The 21293-nt window shown below is 60.3% G+C and carries 16 protein-coding genes and 4 tRNA genes; 17 read left to right on the top strand and 3 right to left on the bottom strand.

Annotated features, from left to right (window positions below):
* The first annotated feature begins 84 nt into the window (after positions 1 to 84).
* The 12 genes from gltX to VY732_RS10030 all read left to right on the top strand — a co-directional run bounded on the left by gltX (position 85) and on the right by VY732_RS10030 (position 9642).
* Entirely contained in the window at positions 85 to 1566 is a 1482-nt protein-coding gene (gene gltX / locus VY732_RS09975; protein WP_016983544.1) for a glutamate--tRNA ligase, read from the top strand.
* A 203-nt stretch (positions 1567 to 1769) separates the two neighbouring features.
* A tRNA-Ala gene (locus tag VY732_RS09980) sits at positions 1770 to 1845 on the top strand.
* 79 nt (positions 1846 to 1924) lie between these two features.
* Positions 1925 to 2000: transfer RNA gene (locus tag VY732_RS09985), tRNA-Glu, on the top strand.
* A 53-nt stretch (positions 2001 to 2053) separates the two neighbouring features.
* Positions 2054 to 2129, top strand: a tRNA-Ala gene (locus tag VY732_RS09990).
* An 80-nt stretch (positions 2130 to 2209) separates the two neighbouring features.
* Positions 2210 to 2285, top strand: a tRNA-Glu gene (locus VY732_RS09995).
* Between the two features lie 182 nt (positions 2286 to 2467).
* Positions 2468 to 3007, top strand: a complete 540-nt coding sequence (locus VY732_RS10000) for a TetR/AcrR family transcriptional regulator (RefSeq protein ID WP_077571915.1) — start codon at positions 2468 to 2470, stop codon at positions 3005 to 3007.
* 30 nt (positions 3008 to 3037) lie between these two features.
* Positions 3038 to 3871, top strand: coding sequence for an alpha/beta fold hydrolase (locus VY732_RS10005; protein ID WP_331695299.1), 834 nt, complete (start codon positions 3038 to 3040; stop codon positions 3869 to 3871).
* Between the two features lie 46 nt (positions 3872 to 3917).
* The gene (locus tag VY732_RS10010) at positions 3918 to 4367 is read left to right on the top strand and encodes an acyl-CoA thioesterase (RefSeq protein ID WP_160057138.1); all 450 of its coding nucleotides are present in this window, start codon (positions 3918 to 3920) and stop codon (positions 4365 to 4367) included.
* Between the two features lie 165 nt (positions 4368 to 4532).
* Entirely contained in the window at positions 4533 to 5492 is a 960-nt protein-coding gene (locus tag VY732_RS10015; RefSeq protein ID WP_137218004.1) for a tRNA dihydrouridine synthase, read from the top strand.
* A gap of 121 nt (positions 5493 to 5613) precedes the next feature.
* Entirely contained in the window at positions 5614 to 6060 is a 447-nt protein-coding gene (locus VY732_RS10020) for an Hsp20 family protein (protein ID WP_007913433.1), read from the top strand.
* A 187-nt stretch (positions 6061 to 6247) separates the two neighbouring features.
* Positions 6248 to 6943: a DUF1266 domain-containing protein gene (locus tag VY732_RS10025; RefSeq protein ID WP_137218003.1), complete on the top strand. Its 696-nt coding sequence runs from the start codon at positions 6248 to 6250 to the stop codon at positions 6941 to 6943.
* Positions 6940 to 9642 carry a DUF805 domain-containing protein gene (locus VY732_RS10030; protein WP_331695300.1) on the top strand — a complete coding sequence of 901 codons (2703 nt, stop codon included), beginning with the start codon at positions 6940 to 6942 and terminating at the stop codon, positions 9640 to 9642. Before VY732_RS10025 ends, VY732_RS10030 begins: the two co-directional genes overlap by 4 nt.
* Here VY732_RS10030 and VY732_RS10035 read toward each other — a convergent pair.
* From VY732_RS10035 to VY732_RS10045, 3 genes are all read right to left on the bottom strand, one after another.
* Positions 9639 to 11330, bottom strand: coding sequence for a molecular chaperone HscC (locus VY732_RS10035; RefSeq protein ID WP_077571919.1), 1692 nt, complete (start codon positions 11328 to 11330; stop codon positions 9639 to 9641). The genes VY732_RS10030 and VY732_RS10035 overlap by 4 nt on opposite strands.
* A gap of 86 nt (positions 11331 to 11416) precedes the next feature.
* Positions 11417 to 14695 (bottom strand): sensor domain-containing protein, encoded by a 3279-nt coding sequence (locus VY732_RS10040; RefSeq protein ID WP_212622558.1) that lies wholly within the window; start codon positions 14693 to 14695, stop codon positions 11417 to 11419.
* A 74-nt stretch (positions 14696 to 14769) separates the two neighbouring features.
* On the bottom strand, positions 14770 to 15654 hold the full coding sequence (locus VY732_RS10045; protein WP_331695301.1) for a LysR family transcriptional regulator: 885 nt from the start codon (positions 15652 to 15654) through the stop codon (positions 14770 to 14772).
* A 140-nt stretch (positions 15655 to 15794) separates the two neighbouring features.
* Between VY732_RS10045 and leuC the strand changes: the two genes are divergently transcribed.
* The 5 genes from leuC (at position 15795) to asd (ending at position 21088) form a co-directional block, all read left to right on the top strand.
* A complete protein-coding gene (gene leuC / locus VY732_RS10050) occupies positions 15795 to 17213 on the top strand; it encodes a 3-isopropylmalate dehydratase large subunit (protein ID WP_186624656.1) in 1419 nt (472 codons plus the stop codon).
* Between the two features lie 11 nt (positions 17214 to 17224).
* A complete protein-coding gene (gene leuD, locus VY732_RS10055; RefSeq protein ID WP_331695302.1) occupies positions 17225 to 17869 on the top strand; it encodes a 3-isopropylmalate dehydratase small subunit in 645 nt (214 codons plus the stop codon).
* 135 nt (positions 17870 to 18004) lie between these two features.
* Positions 18005 to 18772: a class I SAM-dependent methyltransferase gene (locus VY732_RS10060; RefSeq protein WP_331695303.1), complete on the top strand. Its 768-nt coding sequence runs from the start codon at positions 18005 to 18007 to the stop codon at positions 18770 to 18772.
* 54 nt (positions 18773 to 18826) lie between these two features.
* Positions 18827 to 19909 (top strand): 3-isopropylmalate dehydrogenase, encoded by a 1083-nt coding sequence (gene leuB / locus VY732_RS10065; protein WP_038363640.1) that lies wholly within the window; start codon positions 18827 to 18829, stop codon positions 19907 to 19909.
* Positions 19910 to 19975: 66 nt separating this feature from the next.
* Positions 19976 to 21088 (top strand): aspartate-semialdehyde dehydrogenase, encoded by a 1113-nt coding sequence (gene asd / locus VY732_RS10070; protein WP_007913448.1) that lies wholly within the window; start codon positions 19976 to 19978, stop codon positions 21086 to 21088.
* Positions 21089 to 21293: the final 205 nt, after the last annotated feature.

Consider the following 21293-nt stretch of genomic DNA (forward strand, 5'->3'; position numbering starts at 1 on the left):
CCCTGTCTGCTGGAGCGGGGCGGGTGTCGCCTGTTACCATTCGCCGCTTGATTGTTTTGCTTTTCATTCTTTTCGAGACATGCCATGACCACCGTCCGCACTCGCATCGCGCCATCGCCTACCGGGGATCCCCACGTAGGTACCGCTTACATCGCATTGTTCAACTACTGCTTTGCCAAGCAGCATGGCGGTGAGTTCATCCTGCGGATCGAAGACACCGACCAGTTGCGTTCGACCCGCGAGTCCGAACAGCAGATCTTCGACGCCCTGCGCTGGTTGGGTATCGACTGGAGCGAAGGCCCGGACGTCGGCGGCCCGCACGGCCCGTATCGCCAGAGCGAGCGCGGCGACATCTACCAGAAGTACTGCCAGCAACTGGTCGACATGGGTCATGCGTTCCCATGCTTCTGCACCGCTGAAGAACTCGACCAGATGCGCGCCGAGCAGATGGCCCGCGGCGAAACCCCGCGTTACGACGGTCGCGCATTGCTGCTGTCGAAGGAAGAAGTCGCGGCCCGTCTGGCCGCTGGCGAACCCCACGTGATCCGCATGAAAGTGCCGAGCGAAGGCGTTTGCGTGGTGCCGGACATGCTCCGTGGTGATGTCGAGATCCCGTGGGATCGCATGGACATGCAAGTGTTGATGAAGACCGACGGCCTACCGACGTACTTCCTCGCCAACGTCGTCGACGACCATTTGATGGGCATCACTCACGTCCTGCGCGGCGAAGAGTGGCTGCCGTCGGCGCCAAAACTGATCCTGCTTTACGAATACTTCGGCTGGGAGCAGCCAGAGCTGTGCTACATGCCGCTGCTGCGTAACCCGGACAAGAGCAAGCTGTCCAAGCGCAAGAACCCTACCTCGGTGACATTCTACGAGCGCATGGGCTTCATGCCGGAAGCGATGCTCAACTACCTCGGCCGCATGGGCTGGTCGATGCCGGACGAGCGCGAGAAGTTCTCGCTGCAGGAAATGGTCGACAACTTCGACCTCAAGCGTGTCTCGCTGGGCGGGCCAATCTTCGACATCGAGAAGCTGTCGTGGCTCAACGGCCAATGGCTGCGCGACCTGCCGGTGGAAGAGTTCGCCAGTCGCTTGCAGACCTGGGCGCTGAACCCGGAATACATGATGAAGATCGCACCGCTGGTGCAGGGCCGCGTTGAAACCTTCAGCCAGGTTGCACCGCTGGGCGGGTTCTTCTTCGCCGGTGGCGTCAATCCGGATGCCAAACTGTTCGAATCGAAGAAGCTTTCGGGTGATCAGGTTCGGCAGTTGATGCAGTTGATCCTGTGGAAGCTGGAAAGCCTGCGTCAGTGGGAGAAGGACAACATCACCGCGACGATTCAGGCAGTGGTCGAATCGCTGGAATTGAAACTGCGTGATGCGATGCCGCTGATGTTTGCCGCAATCACGGGGCAGGCGAGTTCGGTGTCGGTGCTTGATGCCATGGAAATCATCGGCCCGGATCTGACCCGTTATCGTCTGCGCCAGGCGATCGACCTGCTGGGCGGCGTGTCGAAGAAAGAAAACAAAGAGTGGGAAAAGCTGCTGGGCGCTATCGCTTAAGCACGCCTGACTCTGCAGGAACCACCGAAGGCCGGGATCTTTTGATTCCGGCCTTCGGCGTTTTTCCCCCCGAATTTACGGGGGAGGGCGGTAAGTGATTGTTATGCCGACGAAAAACTTTGAAATTTTTCAAAAATAAGTTTGACAGGCTTTCGATACGCCCTTAAGATTCGCCCCGTCCTCAGCGATGACATCAACGATGAGGGGCTATAGCTCAGCTGGGAGAGCGCCTGCATGGCATGCAGGAGGTCAACGGTTCGATCCCGTTTAGCTCCACCAATTTACACTTCGAAGCCTGGCCACACCGGCTCCGAAGCGATCAACACTCAGCGTTGATCAGTTGTATAGAAGGGTTTGCGTCCCCTTCGTCTAGTGGCCTAGGACACCGCCCTTTCACGGCGGTAACAGGGGTTCGAGTCCCCTAGGGGACGCCAGTTTTACAGAAGCGATGTTGCAAAATGTCGCTCCGCCGCGAGGCGAAAAATCCGGGGCTTTAGCTCAGCTGGGAGAGCGCCTGCATGGCATGCAGGAGGTCAGCGGTTCGATCCCGCTAAGCTCCACCAATTTTACACGTTCAAGGTCTGGCCACACCGGCCTTGAATCGATCAGTTCTCAGCGCTGATCAGTTGTATAGAAGGTTTGTGTCCCCTTCGTCTAGTGGCCTAGGACACCGCCCTTTCACGGCGGTAACAGGGGTTCGAGTCCCCTAGGGGACGCCACGATTACCCGCTCTGCGGGATTTTATAAGGGTCATTCAATTATTGAATGGCCCTTTTGTTTGTCTGGCGTTTGGCCAATTCTCCTTTTTCCTTACACTGTGCTTCAGACCAGCGGTCATATCCTTGACTTGCAGAATATTATTATGCGAATAATATTCTAGTCGTAATATTCGGAGGCAACGATGAACGATAAAAAAGCTCAAACCCGCGAACGCATCCTCAAGGCTGCCAGCGCCGCACTGATTCAGCGCGGCCCGGCTGACCCTAGCGTGGGCGAAGTGATGGGCGCAGCCGGCCTCACCGTCGGTGGCTTCTATGCGCACTTCGAAAGCAAGGACGCGATGATGCTCGAGGCGTTCAAGCAATTGCTCGGTCGCCGCCGCGACCTGATTGCCGACATGGATACCGAATTGACCGGCGAAGAGCGCCGCGCCTTGGTCGCCGCGTTCTACCTGTCGCGCAAGCATCGTGATTCCAGCGACGCCGCGTGCCCGATTCCAGCGTCCATCGGCGAATTGGGTCGTTTGCCGGAATCGTTCCGCATCGCGCTGAATGAACATCTGGAGTTGATGATCGCACAGTTGGCGTCCAGCCCTGAGGACACCGACAAAGCCCTGGCCGACGTGGCCTTGATGGTGGGTGGTCTGGCGCTGGCAAGGGCGCTGGGCCCGGGAGATTTATCCGATCGATTGCTGCGCGCTGCCAAGTCGGCGGTGCGTTGACCTGAAGGCAACACGCCTGAGGAGAGAGCGATGAACACGTTGAAGTGGGTTCGTGGCGTTAATGGCACCTTGGGCTGGATTGCACCGCAACGGGTAGCGAGCAAAATGCGTTTGGCGTTCATGACGCCACGTTCGCTGCCGCTAAGGGATTGGGAGCTGCCGCTGCTGGCCAGTTCCGAACGCATCACTTTGCGCTTCGGTCTCTCGGCGCTGCGCTGGGGCCAAGGTCCGACGGTGCTGCTGATGCACGGCTGGGAAGGGCGGCCAACCCAGTTCGCCGCGCTGATCACCGCGCTGGTCGATGCCGGTTATACCGTCGTCGCGCTCGATGGTCCGGCCCACGGGCGTTCGCCGGGGCGTGAAGCCAACGTGGTGTTGTTCGCTCGGGCGATGCTCGAAGCCGCTGCCGAGTTGCCGCCACTGCAAGCGGTGATCGGTCACTCCATGGGCGGCGCCAGCGCCATGCTCGCCGTGCAATTGGGCTTGCGCACCGAAACCCTCGTCAGCATCGCCGCGCCTGCACGCATTCTTGGCGTACTGCGCGGATTTGCCCGCTACGTCGGCATGCCGCCCCGGGCCCGTTCCGCTTTCATCCGTCAGGTCGAGCAGGATGTCGGGATGCGCGCCGCGACTCTCGACGTTGCCCACTATCAACTGGATATGCCCGGTCTGATCGTGCATGCCGAGGACGACAACTTCGTCTCGGTCAGGGAATCGCAACTGATCCACGAATCCTGGTTCGACAGCCGCTTGCTGCGGCTTGAGGGCGGTGGTCATCAGCGCGTGCTGGCCGACCCGCGGGTGGTTGATGGCGTGTTATCACTGCTGGCCGGCCGCAGCCTTCAGGCGCGCCAATCGGCGTAAGCTCCGTTACACTGCCCCGGTTGAATACATTGACCGGGAGTGGGGCATGGGCTGGGATCGGGCAACGCCGTTTACCATTGATCTGCAAGTAGGCGCCGAGGACATCGACGGGCTGGGCCATGCGAACAACGCGGTGTACGTGACCTGGCTCGAGCGTTGCGCCTGGCGCCACTCGCAGCGTCTGGGCCTGGATCTGGTCGAGTATCGGCGACTGGATCGGGCGATGGCCGTGGTCCGTCACGAGATCGATTATCTGGCCGCCGCCTATGAAGGCGACGAACTGCAATTGGCGACCTGGATCGTCGATTGGGATCAGCGCCTGAAAATGACCCGGCATTTCCAGCTCAAGCGCCCGAGTGACAACACCACGCTGTTGCGCGCGCAAACCACGTTTGTCTGCATTGAACTGTCCACGGGTAAGCCCAAGCGCATGCCGGCCGAATTCATTGACGGTTATGGTCCGGCGATCCATATCTCAGAATCTGCGAAAATCTAATGTAGGCCTTCGCCTGCTCGCGATAGCGGTGTGTCAGTCACTTATTTTTTACTGACACACCGCTATCGCGAGCAGGCTCACTCCTACAAGGGAAATGTGTTGTTCTGCGGATTTGCGCGATATCCAGTAAACTGCCGCACGTTTTTCTTCAAGTAGTGTTTTCCCATGCAAATTGCTCTGGCGCCCATGGAGGGGTTGGTCGACGACATCCTCCGCGACGTGCTGACCCGCGTTGGCGGCATCGACTGGTGCGTGACCGAATTCATTCGCGTCAACGACCAGTTGCTCACGCCGGCCTATTTCCACAAGTTCGGCCCGGAGCTGCTCAACGGTGCGCGCACCGCGTCCGGTGTGCCATTGCGCGTGCAATTGCTCGGTTCCGACCCTGTATGCCTGGCGGAAAACGCTGCACTGGCCTGCGAACTCGGCTCCGAGGTGATCGACCTCAACTTCGGCTGCCCGGCCAAGACCGTCAACAAATCTCGTGGTGGTGCGGTTCTGCTCAAGGAGCCGGAACTGCTCAACCAGATCGTCGAGCACGTGCGCCGCGCCGTACCCGCGCACATTCCCGTCACCGCAAAAATGCGCCTCGGTTTCGACAGCCCCGACGGTTCGCTGGTCTGCGCCACGGCGCTGGCCGAAGGCGGCGCCGAGCACATCGTGGTCCACGCCCGAACCAAAATGGACGGCTACAAACCGCCGGCCCATTGGGAGTGGATCCCGCGCGTGCAGGATGTGGTCAAAGTCCCGGTGTTCGCCAATGGCGATATCTGGAGCGTCGAAGACTGGCGCCGCTGCCGCGAAATCAGTGGCGTGGAAGACATCATGCTCGGTCGCGGTCTGGTGTCGCGCCCGGATCTGGCCAAGCAGATCGCTGCCGCCCGCGCCGGCGAAGAAGTGGTCGAGATGACCTGGGCTGAGCTGATGCCGCTGATCCAGGACTTCTGGCTGCAAGCCAAAGCGCAGATGACCGCACGCCAATCGCCGGGCCGTTTGAAGCAATGGCTGGCCATGCTGACGCGTAATTATCCTGAGGCTGCCGAGCTGTTCACCGTCCTGCGTCGTGAGACCGAGCCGGATCATGTCTCGCGTTTGCTCGGTTTGCCGGTCGCCGAAGCGGCCTGAAAAAAATCTGCAAATACTCTCTTGAAATCATTTCAGCGGTCCCTATCTAAGGGTTACGCGATGCCGAATTCGGGTCGCGGAATCAAAAAACCTTGCTGATTGTTTTCAGGAGATTTGAACCATGAGTACTGCATTTTCCCTCGCGCCACTGTTCCGTTCCTCGGTAGGTTTCGACCGTTTCAACGACCTGTTCGAAACCGCCCTGCGTAACGAACCAGGCAGCAGCTACCCACCTTACAACGTCGAAAAGCACGGTGATGACCAGTACCGTATCGTCGTTGCCGCCGCCGGTTTCCAGGAAGAAGACCTGGAGCTGCAAGTCGAGAAAGGTGTGCTGACCATCAGTGGTGGCAAGCGTGATGCCAACGAAGGCGTGACCTTCCTGCACCAGGGCATCGCCCAGCGTGCTTTCAAGCTGTCCTTCCGTCTGGCCGATCACATCGAGATCAAGGCTGCCGATCTGAGCAACGGTCTGCTGAGCATCGACCTGTTGCGGGTGATCCCGGAAGAAGCGAAAGCCAAACGCATCCCGATCAACGGGACGCAGAAGCCGGCGCTGCAGCACTGAGTCATGTGCCGCAACACAATCGTCTGAACAGGCAATGAGCCGCTGAATGAAGGCCCCGATACGTCGGGGCCTTTTTTGTGCGCGCAAGAAAAGCGCTGCACGGCTTTGCCGCTGGCGGCGGTTTCTCTACAATCCGCCGCAGTTTGCCGACCCCCATTCCTCACCGGTCGGCCTGGAGCCTTTTTTCATGGACGAGATTCAACAGCGCTGGCTGTGCGCTTTGTCTGCGCCAATGGCGGCGATCAATACCGGCGCCAGCTACGACGACCCCGCGTTCTGCAATGATCGCTACATTGATCTGCAGGACAGTTGGGGGATCGATGACCGTGGCCAGCTGTTCGACATGCTCGTACGGATGACCGACGACGGCCATGCCAAGCACCTCAGCGCGGCCTACTTGGCGTGGCAGCGTTGTCTGCCAAGTGAATGGCAGGCTCTGCTCGACGACCTGAGTCCCCGTGAACGCACCCTGCATGAGTTTGCCAGCCGCACCTTCGGCAGTTGTGGGCCGGGCGGGATTTTGTCCTGGGACTATGGCCGTATGGGGTTTCTCTTGCGCTGCGCGGTGCGCAATCAGTGGGTCGACCTGGACGAAAGCAACTGGCTGCACAGTCGTTTGGCCCTCAGAGCGCAATTTCACTACGGTAGCTGGATGGCTTACTTCGATGGCTTTGTCGTGGGCCGGACGTTTTGGTCCTGCCTGAGTGCCAGCGACGATGAGCTGGCGCGCGAACTCGATCGACAAGGCGCCAACGCCCTTAACCTGCGGATTGCCCGTGGGCTTGCCGAAAACATCCCTCGGTTCCTTGCTGATTTGCCGTGGCATATGGAAATCGATTTGCCGCCACGCCCGGCATCGCTCAAGGAGTTCGACTGGTCATGAGTTGCTGGATCCGCCTGGGCATCGAGCCTACTAACGACGAAACCCTGATTCGCAATGCCTACCGCGCACGCTTGCCGGCCCATCACCCGGAGACCGACCCACAAGGCTTCCAGGCGCTGCGCATGGCCTACGAAAACGCCCTGCGTCTGGCGCGTGAAGACGACGAAGAAGAGCCCGAGGACGAGGACGAGTCCCAAGCCTCAGAACAGACTGTCGTTGAGGTCCCTCCGGTGTTCGGGGATTTTTGCGAGCTGCTGGATGATCCCGCGCGCCGGTTCAATTTCGCCGCGTGGCAGGCCTTTGTCCGAGGACTGGATGAGCTGTCGCTGGACGTGCTCGATGAACTCAGCTGGCCGCTGTACCACCGGATGGCCGACGCCGGTCCGTTGTCGTACCGCTGCGCGAATCTGTTGGCCAAGCGTATGGCCTGGGATCAACAGTTGCTGGATCTGGGCTTCGACGACGCCCATCAGGTGGGATTCTTTCTCCAGCGAATCGAAACGCCGGACCCGTTCGACACGGATCTGATGTGCACCTGGTCAGAGGCAGCCCAGACTGAATCGCTGTGGTACGCTCGCAGCCTCGACTTCATCTTCAACCAGCGTCCACTGCCTGAGTTCGCCGACTTCGCCAGTCAGCACACGTGCCTGCCGTTGCCGGAGGATGCCGCGTTCCTCAAGCGTCTGTTGGTGCAGTTCACTCAGGCAGGTATTGGCGGGCCGACGTTTTTGCAGTGCTGTGTCGAACAGCAGCTTGCTGCCCCGGATGATGTCGACTGGCTTTACCTGTTGGCCTGTCAGAGCAGTCTGCTGGGCCGGGACGATCAGGCATTGCCGTGCTGGATCCGGCTGTGGAACGAGCACCGCCATCCGATGGCTGAAAGTCGTCTGCTGGAAATGTGCGCCAAGCGCCAGCCGACTTTTCTGCCCCTGCTGATTCAGGCATTCGATCGCCTGCAGGGCATCTCTGACTGGTCAGAGGATCTTGGCGATGACGCCCAAGTGTATGGCTGTCCGTCACAACATCCCGAGACGCTGAACCGTTGGCTGGGTGTCGGGCGGTTAAAACTTGAGAGCCTTGCGCACAGTTTTGTCGATTGGCGCATGAGCGGTGATGAACTGCCGTTGCTCGCGCAATTGCTGGGCGAAAATGCCGACAGCCGATTGCTGCATCTGTACCGCCACGCCTGGGCGCTTCATCGAGGTGAGGCAGCGTTGTTGCAGCAGATTGTGGATGCACCGCTGCCGATTGATGCCCTCGAAAGCCTGGTGATGAGCGGATTCAAATATCAGGCCGAGCAACACTTGCGCTGGTTGGGCCGGGCACCGATTGCGCTGGCCATGAGCGCGTTCAGCGATACGGACTCAGGTTCGCGGCCATTGCCGCAGGTGCTGACCGACGGCGAGCCGCACAAGGTCTGTCGTCTGTGGTTGCGTCGCTTGCGGCCTTACAGCGACGCTGCGCTGGAACGACTGGCAGACGCGTTCACGCTGGCCGCGGTCAAAGATGATTGCGACTTGTCCGAACTCGACTTGATTCTGCAGTTGGGCCGGCGCGGGATTCAGTTGCCACCGGTCGGGCTGGGTGAGGCCACTTGGGAGTGGCACGCGCAGACCTTGTTTTTGCTGGCGTTGCTGGAACAACCCGAGCGCTGGTTGCAACTGATTGACGCGCAGTGCGTGGAGCGTCTGCCTTTCAATCCGGCCCATCCCTTGAGTCGCCTGCAACCGTTGTTGCGGCGCTTGCAGCGTGAGCAAGGCCACTGCACCGGTTTGCTCGGATGGCTGCAAGGCAATGACCCGGTGCACGGCTTGTTGGTGCAGCAATTGTTCAGCGTACAGCAGGCACTCGACAGTGTCCGGTTGCCGGCCAATACCCTGCTTTACACCTGCCTTGAAAGTGATCGTGCGGCATGCGGCGACGATTTGCTGGGTTTGATGATGTTCTGGGGCGTGCTCTATCACGACCCGAGCCTGAGTGCCGAACAGCATCGCGCATTGTTGCAATCGATCGCGGCGATCAGTTGTGAAGACGCCTGGTTCGAAGGCTTCCGCGACGGTTTGATCAAAGGCGAACCGGTGTGGCCGCCGCGCAAAGTGCTGACCGATTTTGGCGTCGACAAACTGCTGGCGTATGAAGCGCTGGATGCGCTCAAGGGCTTGATTCGTTATGGCGCTGCCGGCGTGCCGAAAACGCGCGTCCTGCGCCAACTGCAACAGGGCAAGGACGATGTGCAGAACAGCGTCGGGCTGCGCCTGGCCCTGTGCGCGTTATTGTCCTGGTCGGAGCGTTTGCTGCTGGCGAAAAGCGATGTGCAGCCGGTACCGGCGACAGCGATCTGGCGCTTGGGATCGCGGTTGGGGCGCAAGGCTTTTATCGCTCAGGTCTTGGGGTGTTTGGTGATTGCGCCGGTGGCAGGGTTGATCAGTGGCACCACGGGCGCTGGCATTCTTATCCTGTTATTGGGCGTGCTGCTGGTGTTCGGCGCCATTCTTCGTCGTTTGCACGACATGGGCCGAGGCATTCCGACGCTGCTGATCTTCATGGCGCTGACGCCGGTTCTGCCATTTTTGCCGTTGGTGTTGTTCGGGCTTGCCGGTGACAAGTTGCCCAACCGCTATGGTGTGCCGCCGGACAGCGGCGATAGCGAGATGCTGTCCGGTGGCCTGCAGGCTGCCTTGCGGCGGCTCAACGGCTAGAGACGCAGTTGATCCAGCGCCTTGTTCAGCTCTGTGCGATGGCTGGCAATCTCCGAGGGTTGCTGGCCGCCGAGCACGGTGGTGAAGTTGTGCAGCCATTCGGCAATGTGCTCGCGTTGCGTGCCCAGACTCTGCATCCATGCCCGTTCCAGACGAGCCAGCAATGTGCGGTTGGGCAGTGCATCGCGTGGATGGACCTTCAGCGTCGACAGCCGGTTATGGCTGTCGCGGCGCGCTTGCTCGTCCAGACCGGTGGGGCTGCGGTCGATGCTGTGACTGTGACGCTCGCCGGTTTCGAGCAGGGTGACGTCGACTTCGAGCAAACCGTTGATGTCGTAGCTGAAGCGCACGTCCAGTTCCTGGATGTGTTGAGTAGGCGTCAACGTGACTTCGAAAGCATCAATCAGAATGTTGTCGCACACCCACGGCCGTTCACCCTGATAGACGGCGATGCGCAGCACTGTTTGCTTAGGTTGGGTGGTGTAATAGCGCTCCACCCTTGACGTCGGAATGATGGTGTTACGTTCGATGATGGGCGAGAAGGCACCTTTGATGTCTTCGCCACGCATGGTCGCAATCCCCAGCGTATACGGGCAGACATCCGTCAGAATCAACTCTTCAACCGCCCCGTCGCGCGCCTTGCACGCCGCTTGTGTCGCCGCCCCGAGCGCAACAATGGTATCCGGATCAAGATGCCGATAAGGCAGGCGCCCGAACAGCGTGGCGACCATTTGCTGCACGGCCGGCATGCGCGTGGCGCCGCCGACCAGTACCAGGCTGTCGAGGTCGCGAGGTTTGAGTCGGGCATCGCGCAGGGCTTGCTCGATCGGCGCGCGCAAACGCGCCAGTAGCGGTTCCCAGATTTTTACCGCCGCCGCTTCGTCCAGTGACCATTCGAAGGTCTTGTCGGCGTGGCGCCAGCTCAGGTGTTGAGTGCCTTCGCCGAGTTTGCATTTGAGCTGTTCAAGCGCATCACCGAGGCTGGCCATGCTTTGCGCATCGACCATGGCCGGGGTCAGTTGCCAGTGTTTCAGGCAGGCCTGCAACAGCGCGGCCGTGAAGTCTTCGCCGCCGAGAAAGTTGTCGCCGGTGGAGGCGTGCACTTCGATCAGCGGCAAAGCGTATTCCAGCACCGTAACGTCGAAGGTGCCGCCGCCCAGATCGAAGATCAGCGTGCGTTCGAACTTCTGTTCATGCAGTCCGTAAGCCATGGCGGCGGCGGTCGGTTCGTTGATCAGACGCGTCACCGAGAGCCCGGCCAGTTCGGCGGCAAACAGCGTGCGTTTGCGTTGTTCATCGCTGAAATACGCCGGTACGGAAATCACCGCTTCCGAAACGGCGTGGCCGAGAAAGGCTTCGGCGTCCTGCTTGAGTGAGCCGAGGACCAGCGCTGACAACTCTTCGGGGCTGAACTGACGTGTGCCGAGCTGGACTTGTTTATCGCTGCCCATGAAGCGCTTGAATGCTGCAGCGGTTCGCTCCGGGTGCGTGGTCAGGCGGGCGCGGGCAGCTTTGCCGACCAGAATCGTGTCGTCTTCATCGAGGCTGACCACCGAGGGCGTCAGCACATCGCCCAGAGCGTTGGGAATCAGCCGGGCCTGACCGTCCTGCCAGACGGCGATCAGACTGTTGGTGGTGCCAAGGTCGATGCCCAGCAGAGCCGGGCGGGGGAGGGTTGCATCCTGCATGACAGATCTCGAAACGGCGCAAAAACCGCGACCCTACAGGTTGCCGCAAACCGTGGCAATTGCTCGTCTGTTGCAACGTGCGCCGGTTATGGCAGGAGCTTTTTCAGATCCTCCAGCGCAACCGGTCGACTGTGCAGATAACCCTGATACAAATGGCAGCCCAAACCTTGCAGGAACGCCAGTTGTTCCGGGGTTTCCACGCCCTCGGCAATCACCTCCAGCTCGAGGCTGCGCGCCATGGCGACGATCGCGCGGATGATCTCGGCATCGTTCGGATCGGTCGTCGCATCGCGGATAAACGATTGATCGATTTTCAGCGTGTCCACCGGCAGGCGCTTGAGGTAAGTCAGCGACGAATAACCGGTGCCGAAGTCATCCATCGCAAAGCTCACACCGAGCTTTTTCAGCCGGCGCATTTTGCTGATGGTGTCTTCGAGGTTCTGGATGACGATGCCTTCGGTGATTTCCAGTTTCAGCAGCGAACAGGGCAGGCCGTGGCTGCTCATGCTGTGCTCGATGCGCTCGACGAAGTCGTTCTGGCGGAACTGCCGTGGACTGATGTTCACGCACAGGCTGAAATTCAGCGGATCGACCAGCTTCAGCGCGATCAATTGTTTGAAGGCATTGCAGGCCTCGTCGAGGATCCAGGTGCCGACTTCGAGAATCAGGCCGCTGTCTTCCAGCACCTTGATGAACTCGGTAGGTGACTGCGCGCCCAGTTCCGGGTGATTCCAGCGCACCAGGGCTTCGGCACCGATGATGCGGTTGTCGCGGGCATCCACCTGCGGCTGAAAGTGCACATTGAATTCCCCGCGCGACAGCGCCAGGCGCAAGTCGGTCTCCATGCGCAGCCGTTCGCTGGCCGCTTTCTGCATGGTGTTGTGGTACATCTGCGTGGTGTTGCGCCCGGAATCCTTGGCTCGGTACAGCGCGATGTCGGCGCGCTTGAGCAGGTCGGTCGGCGTCGAGCCGTGATCGGGGATCAGCGCCACGCCGATGCTCGGCGTCACTTGCAGGCGCTGGCCGTCGAGGAACATCGGTTCCGAGAGCAATTCACGCAGGGTGTCGGCCAGATTGCGCACTTGTGTGCTGACTTCGTTGCGCGAGCCTTCGAGGCCGCTGAGCAGTACGACAAACTCATCGCCACCGAGGCGCGCGACCGTGTCTTCCATGCGCACGCTGGCTTCGAGCCGCGCGGTAATGATCTTCAGCACGGTGTCGCCGACCGGGTGACCGAGTGAATCATTGATGTGCTTGAAGTGATCGAGGTCGAGAAATAACAAGGCGCCACGCAGATTGTGGCGTTTGAGCAGGGCGATCTGCTGGCTCAGGCGATCCATCAGCAAGGCGCGGTTGGGCAGGTTGGTCAGTGGGTCGTGATAGGCCAGGTGACGAATCTGCGCTTCGGCGTTTTTCAGCAGGCTGACGTCCCGCGCGGTCAGCAGCAGGCACGCGGTTTCATTGAGAGTGATCGGCTCGACCGAGACTTCCACCGTCAGCATCTCCCCGCGTTTGTTGCGCCCGAGCATTTCCTGATGGTGCACGCGGCCCTTGATCTGCAACTCGGCGAGTAACGCCGAACGCTGTTTCTCTTCAGCCCATATCCCCACCTGATAAACCGTTTTGCCCACGACCTCTTCGGCACGATAGCCAGTGAGACGGCAAAAACCGTCGTTGACCTCCAGATAACGCCCGGTGTCGCGCTCGGTGATGGTGATCGCGTCGGGGCTGGAGTGGAACGCCTTGGCGAATTTCTCCTCACTGGCTTTCAGCGCCGCTTCCGAGCGCTGCTGCTGGGTGATGTCGCGCAGGGTGGTGACGATGCACGGCTGGTCGCCGACGCTGATCTGCCGACTGGAAATCACACAGGTCAGCGACTGGCCGTCCTTGTGCTGAACGATGATCGCGACATTGCTCAAGCCCTGTTCGCGGATGACCCGTTCGATGCGTTGCAGGCTTTTCGCCGAGGCATCCCACAAGCCGATTTCTTCAGCGGTGTGGCCAATCACGTCGGCGGCGCTCCAGCCGAAAGTCTGGGTAAAACTGTTATTGATTTCGATGAACTCGCCACTGTCCTGGCGGGTCACGCAGATCGGGTCCGGGCTGACCTGGAACAGCGTGGCGAATTTCTCTTCCGAGGCCACCAGTCGTTGCTCGCGCTCGACCTGATCGGTGATGTCGAGCAACGTGCCGGCCATACGCAGCGGCGCGCCGTTGTCGTCACGGTAAAGGCGGGCGCGGCTTTCCAGATAACGCGAACTGCCGTCCGGCAATTGCACGCGATAGGTCAGTTGATAGTTGCCTGCCGGGCCTTCGCGCAGGCTGCGGTAGGCGTCGCGCATGCTGTCGCGCTCTTCGCCGGGCACGCCCTCGAAAAACTCTTCAAACGATTCATGAAACGGTATCGGTTCGAGCCCGTGCAATTGCGCGGCCCGCGCCGAGCCGTAGAGCATGCCGCTGGGGATGTGCCAGTCCCAGGTGCCGAGCTGTGCCGAGTCCAGTGCCAGATCGAGGCGTTCCTGGCTGTCCTTCAAGGCGTGTTCGGCAGCTTTGCGTTCAGTGGTGTCGAGGAAGGTGCTGAGCAGATACGGCTGACCTTCAAGTTCGACTTTCTGCGCACTGAGAATGCCGTCGTGAATCTGCCCGTTACTGGCGCGAAACTGCACCTCCATGCTGATCAATTCGCCCTTGGTGTTGGTCTTCTTGACCAGTTCGCCGCGCTGTTCGGGGTGCACCCACAGGCCCAGTTCCAGCGTGGTGCGGCCAATAGCGCTTTGTACCGGCCAGCCGAACAGGCTTTCGAAATATTGATTGGCCTCGCTGATCAAGCCGTCTTCCTGGCGGGTCAGCAAGACCATGTTCGGGCACAGGTGGAAAAGTGTCGCGAAACGTTTCTCCGAGCTGCTCAGGGCCTGTTCGCGTTGGCGCTGGTGGGTGATTTCACGAATCACCCCGATCATTCGGGGACGGCCGTGTTTATCCGGCAGCAGGCTGCCGCTGATCTCCAGCCAGTGCAGGCTGCCGTCGGGCCAGCGAATGCGGTGGTGCATCGCCTGTTCCAGCGGCGCCCCGGCAATCACCGCGTGGAAGGCGCGAACGGTTTTGGCGCGGTCTTCCGGCGGCAGCAGGTCGAGGTATTCCAGATCTTTGGGCAGCGGTTGCCGAGGATCGAAGCCGAACAATGCCTGGGTGCCACGGGACCAACTGATCTGCCCGCGCTCGATGTCCCAATACCAGGCGCCGAGCCGCGCGCCGTTGAGCGCCGCCAGCAATTGCGGCGCGCTTTCCCAGCTCTGCTCGGAATGACGCGGGTCAATCGCCTGAATACGCGGCATCGGCGGAATTCGGTCAACAGATTTCGGCATTGTGGACAGGCCTTGAGCTGATGGTGGCGTTAGGCACAGGAGCAGCGGCTCTATAGGAGTAGCACAAGTTGGCCTCAACTCCCTGGCAGATCGATTTGTGCATCCAGCAAGGCCATGAAGGCTTTTGCCGCATTCGAGAGCGTCCGTTCGGTGTGCAGGATATAGCCTAGCTGGCGACTGAGTTGTATGCCCGGCAATACGATGCTTGCCACCTGCTCATCGAGCATGGTCCGTGGCAAAACGCTCCAGGCCAGACCGATCGAGACCATCATTTTGATGGTTTCCAGGTAGTTGGTGCTCATCGCGATGTTCGGCGTCAGCCCTTGGGCCTCGAACAAGCGTTGGACAATGTGGTGGGTGAAGGTGTTGCCACCGGGGAAAACCGCCGGATGACCGGCGATGTCCGCCAGATTGACCGGGCCATTGCTGATCAGCGAATGCTCCGGGGCGACCACGAAATCCAGCGGGTCGTCCCAGACGGGCGTGGCTTTGACCAGTGTGTGTGGCTCAGGCGCGAGGGTGATGACCGCTAATTCTGCGCGGCCGTGGAGAATTTCTTCGTAGGCCACTTCCGAATCGAGGAACTGAATATCCAGCGCCACCTGCGGGTAACGGCGGGTGAATTCCCTTAATAGAGGCGGCAAACGGTGCAGGCCAATGTGGTGACTGGTGGCCAGCGTCAGGCGACCGCTGACTTCGCCGGTGAGGTTGGTCAGGGCGCGGCGGGTGTCATCCAGCACGTTGAGAATCTGATACGCCCGTGGCAGCAGGGCGCGGCCAGCCTCGGTCAGGCCGACTTCACGGCCCAGTCGATCGAACAGGCGCACCTTCAATTGCTGCTCCAGCCCGGCGATGCGTTTGCTGATCGCCGGCTGCGTCAGGTGCAGACGTTCGCCGGCGCCGGAGAAACTGCCGGTCTCGGCAATCGCGATAAAAGCGTTGAGGTTGGCCAGATCCATGTTCGTATTCCAGTTGGTTATCCAAAGCATAAAAAATATGAATTTGAGTTATTTAATCTAACCCCATAGGATCGGCCTCACAAGCCAAAGGGTTATTGATAAGCCCAGGGCATAGAAACAAGCTGATGAGGAACCGTCTGATGGCCGGCAAAACGCTCTACGACAAGCTCTGGGATTCGCATTTGGTCAAGCAGCGCGACGATGGCTCGGCGCTGATCTACATCGATCGTCACATCATCCACGAAGTGACCTCGCCGCAAGCCTTTGAAGGCCTGCGTCTGGCCGGGCGCAAGCCTTGGCGCATCGATGCCAACATCGCGACCCCGGACCACAACGTACCGACCACGCCGGAGCGCAAGGGCGGCATCGAAGCCATTGCCGATCAGGTCTCGCGTTTGCAGGTTCAGACCCTTGATGACAACTGCGATGAATACGGCATTGTCGAGTTCAAGATGAATGACGTCCGCCAAGGCATCGTCCACGTGATCAGCCCGGAGCAGGGCGCGACCTTGCCGGGCATGACCGTGGTCTGCGGCGATTCGCACACCTCGACTCACGGCGCGTTCGGCGCTCTGGCGCACGGTATCGGCACTTCCGAGGTCGAGCACGTGCTCGCCACCCAGTGCCTGGTCGCGAAGAAAATGAAAAACATGCTGGTGCGCGTTGAAGGGCAATTGCCGTTCGGCGTGACCGCCAAGGACATCGTCCTCGCGGTAATCGGCAAGATCGGCACTGCCGGCGGTAACGGCCACGCCATCGAATTCGCTGGCAGCGCGATCCGCGACTTGTCCGTCGAAGGCCGCATGACCATCTGCAACATGTCCATCGAAGCCGGCGCCCGCGTTGGCCTGGTGGCAGCGGATCAGAAAACCGTCGACTACGTGAAGGGCCGTCCATTCGCCCCGAAAGGCGCGGAATGGGACATGGCCGTCGAAGCCTGGAAAGACCTGGTGTCCGATGACGACGCCAAGTTCGACACTGTGGTTGAGCTCGACGCTGCGCAGATCAAACCGCAAGTCAGCTGGGGCACTTCGCCGGAAATGGTTTTGGCCGTTGATCAGAACGTGCCGGACCCGGCCCAAGAGATGGATCTGGTCAAACGCGACTCGATCGTCCGTGCCTTGAAGTACATGGGTTTGACCGCCAATCAGGCGATCACCGACATTCAGCTGGATCGCGTGTTTATCGGTTCCTGCACCAACTCGCGGATCGAAGACTTGCGCGCTGCGGCGGTGATCGCCAAGGGCCGCAAGGTCGCTTCGACCATCAAGCAAGCGATCGTGGTGCCGGGCTCGGGTCTGGTCAAGGCGCAGGCAGAAGCCGAAGGTCTCGACAAGATTTTCCTCGAAGCCGGTTTCGAATGGCGTGAGCCGGGTTGCTCGATGTGCCTGGCGATGAACCCGGACCGTTTGGAGTCCGGCGAGCATTGCGCCTCGACCTCCAACCGTAACTTCGAAGGCCGTCAGGGCGCCGGTGGCCGTACCCACCTCGTCAGCCCGGCCATGGCGGCGGCGGCAGCGGTGAATGGTCGTTTCATCGACGTTCGTGAATTGATTTAAAGGAGCGCAGCATGAAAGCTTTTACCCAGCACACTGGTCTTGTCGCGCCTTTGGATCGTGCCAACGTCGATACCGACCAGATCATTCCGAAGCAATTCTTGAAGTCGATCAAGCGCACCGGTTTCGGCCCGAACCTGTTCGACGAGTGGCGCTACCTCGATGTCGGCCAGCCGTATCAGGACAACTCCAAGCGTCCGCTGAACAAGGACTTCGTCCTCAACGCCGAGCGTTACCAAGGCGCCAGCGTTTTGCTGGCTCGCGAGAACTTCGGTTGCGGCTCCAGCCGTGAACACGCGCCGTGGGCGCTGGAAGAATACGGTTTCCGCAGCATCATCGCGCCAAGCTACGCCGACATCTTCTTCAACAACAGCTTCAAAAACGGTTTGCTGCCGATCATCTTGAGCGACGCTGAAGTCGATGAATTGTTTAAGCAAGTTGAGACCGAGCCGGGCTATCAATTGCAGGTCGATCTGCAGGCGCAGACCGTGACCCGCCCGGATGGCAAGGTGTACGGCTTCGAGATCGATGCGTTCCGCAAGCACTGCCTGTTGAACGGTCTGGACGATATTGGCCTGACCTTGCAGGACGGCGATGCGATTGCGACGTTTGAGGCCAAGCACCGGGTTAGTCAGCCGTGGTTGTTCCGCGACGCGTGATTTGCGTATGGCGAATGGCGCCATCGCGAGCAGGCTCACTCCTACATTTGAAATGCGTTCCCCTGTAGGAGTGAGCCTGCTCGCGATGAGGCCCTCAAAAGCACCACAAGACTCACCCTAAAAAGGAAGTCCCCAATGACCAGCACCGCCCAACACACCCAGGTCGTACAAAAGCAATTCGGTGAACAGGCCGCCGCCTACCTGAGCAGCGCCGTTCACGCTCAAGGCACCGAATTCGCTCTGCTACAGGCTGAGCTGGCCGGGCAGGGCGAGGCCCGGGTGCTGGACTTGGGTTGCGGCGCCGGTCACGTCAGTTTCCACGTCGCACCGCTGGTCAGGGAAGTGGTTGCCTACGACCTGTCGCAGCAAATGCTCGACGTGGTCGCCGCCGCTGCCGTTAATCGGGGGATGAGCAACATTGCCACGGTCAACGGCGCCGCCGAGCGTCTGCCGTTTGCCGATGGCGAGTTCGACTTCGTGTTCAGCCGTTATTCGGCGCATCACTGGAGCGATCTCGGTGTGGCTCTGCGCGAAGTGCGTCGGGTGCTGAAGCCCGGCGGTGTGGCGGCGTTCGTTGACGTGTTGTCACCGGGCAGCCCATTGTTCGACACTTACCTGCAAAGCGTCGAAGTGCTGCGCGACACCAGCCATGTGCGCGATTATTCCGCCGCCGAATGGTTACGTCAGGTCAGCGAGGCCGGTTTGCATGTGCGCAGCACCACGCGTCAGCGCCTGCTTCTGGAATACACCAGCTGGGTTGAACGCATGCGCACACCGGAAGTGATGCGCGCCGCGATCCGCCAGTTGCAGCAGTCGATGGGCCACGAAGTGCGCGAATATTTTGAGATTGATGCCGACGGCTCGTTCAGTACAGATGTCATCGTGCTGATGGCCGAGCGATAAGAATTTTTCCGGGCGCGTCTAAGATGGCGCACCGACTGAAGACACGAGGAAAGCATGAGCAAGCAGATTCTGATTCTCCCAGGTGACGGTATTGGTCCGGAAATCATGGCCGAAGCGGTCAAGGTGCTGGAGCTGGCCAACGACAAATACAGCCTGGGCTTCGAGCTGAGCCATGACGTGATCGGTGGCGCCGCCATCGACAAGCACGGCGTGCCGCTGGCCGATGAAACCCTCGACCGTGCCCGCGCTGCCGACGCTGTGCTGCTGGGCGCCGTTGGCGGCCCGAAATGGGACACCATCGAGCGTGACATCCGTCCCGAGCGCGGCCTGCTGAAAATCCGTGCGCAACTGGGCCTGTTCGGCAACCTGCGTCCGGCGATCCTGTACCCGCAACTGGCTGACGCTTCGAGCCTGAAGCCGGAAATCGTTGCCGGTCTGGACATCCTCATCGTTCGTGAGCTGACCGGCGGCATCTATTTCGGCGCGCCGCGTGGCACCCGCACTTTGGAGAACGGCGAGCGTCAGTCCTACGACACACTGCCGTACAGCGAAAGCGAAATCCGCCGCATCGCCCGTGTCGGTTTCGACATGGCCATGGTTCGCGGCAAGAAGCTCTGCTCGGTGGACAAGGCCAACGTGCTGGCGTCCAGCCAACTGTGGCGTGAAGTGGTCGAGCAAGTGGCCAAGGATTACCCGGAAGTCGAACTGAGCCACATGTACGTCGATAACGCCGCCATGCAACTGGTGCGCGCACCGAAGCAGTTCGACGTGATCGTCACCGACAATATGTTCGGCGACATTCTGTCCGACGAAGCGTCGATGCTCACCGGTTCCATCGGCATGCTGCCGTCGGCCTCGCTGGATTCCAACAACAAGGGCATGTACGAGCCTTGCCACGGTTCCGCTCCGGACATCGCCGGTAAAGGCATTGCCAACCCGTTGGCGACCATTCTGTCGGTGTCGATGATGCTGCGTTACAGCTTCAATCTGCACGACGCGGCCGATGCCATCGAGAAAGCCGTGAGCGTGGTGCTGGATCAAGGCCTGCGCACCGGTGACATCTATTCGGCCGGTTGCAGCAAAGTCGGTACGCAGGAAATGGGCGACGCAGTAGTCGCCGCGCTGCGGAATCTGTAATCTCTCGGGCCCGCTGCGAAATTCAATACAAAGCAGCGGCCCACTTTTCAAGAAGGTGTAGTTGCGATGAAACGTGTAGGTCTGATCGGTTGGCGCGGGATGGTCGGTTCCGTGCTCATGCAGCGGATGCTGGAAGAGCAGGATTTCGATCTAATCGAGCCGGTGTTTTTCACCACGTCCAACGTCGGTGGCCAAGGCCCGTCCGTGGGCAAGGACATTGCTCCGCTCAAGGATGCTTACAGCATTGATGAGCTGAAGACCCTCGACGTGATTCTGACCTGCCAGGGCGGCGACTACACCAGCGAAGTGTTCCCCAAGCTGCGCGAAGCCGGCTGGCAGGGTTACTGGATCGACGCGGCCTCGAGCCTGCGCATGAACGATGACGCGGTGATCATTCTCGATCCGGTCAACCGCAAGGTCATCGACCAGCAACTCGACGCGGGCACCAAGAACTACATCGGCGGCAACTGCACCGTCAGCCTGATGCTGATGGGCCTGGGCGGTCTGTTCGAAGCCGGTCTGGTCGAGTGGATGAGCGCCATGACCTATCAGGCGGCCTCCGGTGCCGGCGCGCAGAACATGCGTGAACTGATCAAGCAAATGGGCGCAACCCACGCCGCGGTCGCCGATCAACTGGCTGATCCGGCCAGCGCGATCCTCGACATCGACCGTCGTGTGGCCGACGCCATGCGCAGCGAAGCGTATCCGACCGAAAACTTCGGCGTACCTTTGGCCGGCAGCCTGATCCCGTGGATCGACAAGGAACTGCCGAACGGCCAGAGCCGCGAAGAGTGGAAAGCTCAGGCCGAGACCAACAAGATCCTCGGCCGCTTCAAGAGCCCGATCCCGGTCGACGGCATCTGCGTGCGCATTGGCGCGATGCGTTGCCACAGCCAGGCGCTGACCATCAAGCTGAACAAAGACGTGCCGATCGCCGATATCGAGGGGCTGATCAGCCAGCACAACCCTTGGGTCAAACTGGTGCCGAACCAGCGCGAAATCAGCATGCAGGAGCTGAGCCCGACCAAGGTCACCGGCACCCTGAATGTTCCGGTGGGTCGTCTGCGCAAGCTGAACATGGGTTCGCAATTCGTCGGTGCCTTTACCGTCGGCGACCAACTGCTGTGGGGCGCGGCCGAACCGCTGCGTCGCATGCTGCGGATTTTGCTTGAGCGTTGATTGCTTGAAGTAATGAAAGAGCCCGTGCCTTGAAAGAGGTGCGGGTTTTTTTATGCCGATCGTTCCCACGCTCTGCGTGGGAATGCATCCCGGGACGCTCCGCGTCCCTTTACAAGCCGAACGCAGAGCGTCCGATGCGGCATTCCCACGCAGAGCGTGGGAACGATCCTGGTGGGCAGAAATTGCCTGTGCGCCAGTCACCCGG

The organism is Pseudomonas sp. ZY71, from assembly GCF_036542145.1.
Taxonomy (GTDB): Bacteria; Pseudomonadota; Gammaproteobacteria; order Pseudomonadales; family Pseudomonadaceae; genus Aquipseudomonas; species Aquipseudomonas koreensis_A.

Bases quoted from the DNA above. Each gene is read 5' to 3' on its own strand.
- VY732_RS10060 (WP_331695303.1), top strand. From the start codon at position 18,005: ATGACCAGCACCGCCCAACACACCCAGGTCGTACAAAAGCAATTCGGT.
- leuB (WP_038363640.1), top strand. From the start codon at position 18,827: ATGAGCAAGCAGATTCTGATTCTCCCAGGTGACGGTATTGGTCCGGAA.
- VY732_RS10035 (WP_077571919.1), bottom strand. From the start codon at position 11,330: ATGCAGGATGCAACCCTCCCCCGCCCGGCTCTGCTGGGCATCGACCTT.
- VY732_RS10030 (WP_331695300.1), top strand. From the start codon at position 6,940: ATGAGTTGCTGGATCCGCCTGGGCATCGAGCCTACTAACGACGAAACC.
- VY732_RS10000 (WP_077571915.1), top strand. From the start codon at position 2,468: ATGAACGATAAAAAAGCTCAAACCCGCGAACGCATCCTCAAGGCTGCC.
- VY732_RS10020 (WP_007913433.1), top strand. From the start codon at position 5,614: ATGAGTACTGCATTTTCCCTCGCGCCACTGTTCCGTTCCTCGGTAGGT.
- VY732_RS10015 (WP_137218004.1), top strand. From the start codon at position 4,533: ATGCAAATTGCTCTGGCGCCCATGGAGGGGTTGGTCGACGACATCCTC.
- VY732_RS10045 (WP_331695301.1), bottom strand. From the start codon at position 15,654: ATGGATCTGGCCAACCTCAACGCTTTTATCGCGATTGCCGAGACCGGC.
- VY732_RS10010 (WP_160057138.1), top strand. From the start codon at position 3,918: ATGGGCTGGGATCGGGCAACGCCGTTTACCATTGATCTGCAAGTAGGC.
- leuD (WP_331695302.1), top strand. From the start codon at position 17,225: ATGAAAGCTTTTACCCAGCACACTGGTCTTGTCGCGCCTTTGGATCGT.
- leuC (WP_186624656.1), top strand. From the start codon at position 15,795: ATGGCCGGCAAAACGCTCTACGACAAGCTCTGGGATTCGCATTTGGTC.
- VY732_RS10040 (WP_212622558.1), bottom strand. From the start codon at position 14,695: ATGCCGAAATCTGTTGACCGAATTCCGCCGATGCCGCGTATTCAGGCG.
- VY732_RS10005 (WP_331695299.1), top strand. From the start codon at position 3,038: ATGAACACGTTGAAGTGGGTTCGTGGCGTTAATGGCACCTTGGGCTGG.
- VY732_RS10025 (WP_137218003.1), top strand. From the start codon at position 6,248: ATGGACGAGATTCAACAGCGCTGGCTGTGCGCTTTGTCTGCGCCAATG.
- gltX (WP_016983544.1), top strand. From the start codon at position 85: ATGACCACCGTCCGCACTCGCATCGCGCCATCGCCTACCGGGGATCCC.
- asd (WP_007913448.1), top strand. From the start codon at position 19,976: ATGAAACGTGTAGGTCTGATCGGTTGGCGCGGGATGGTCGGTTCCGTG.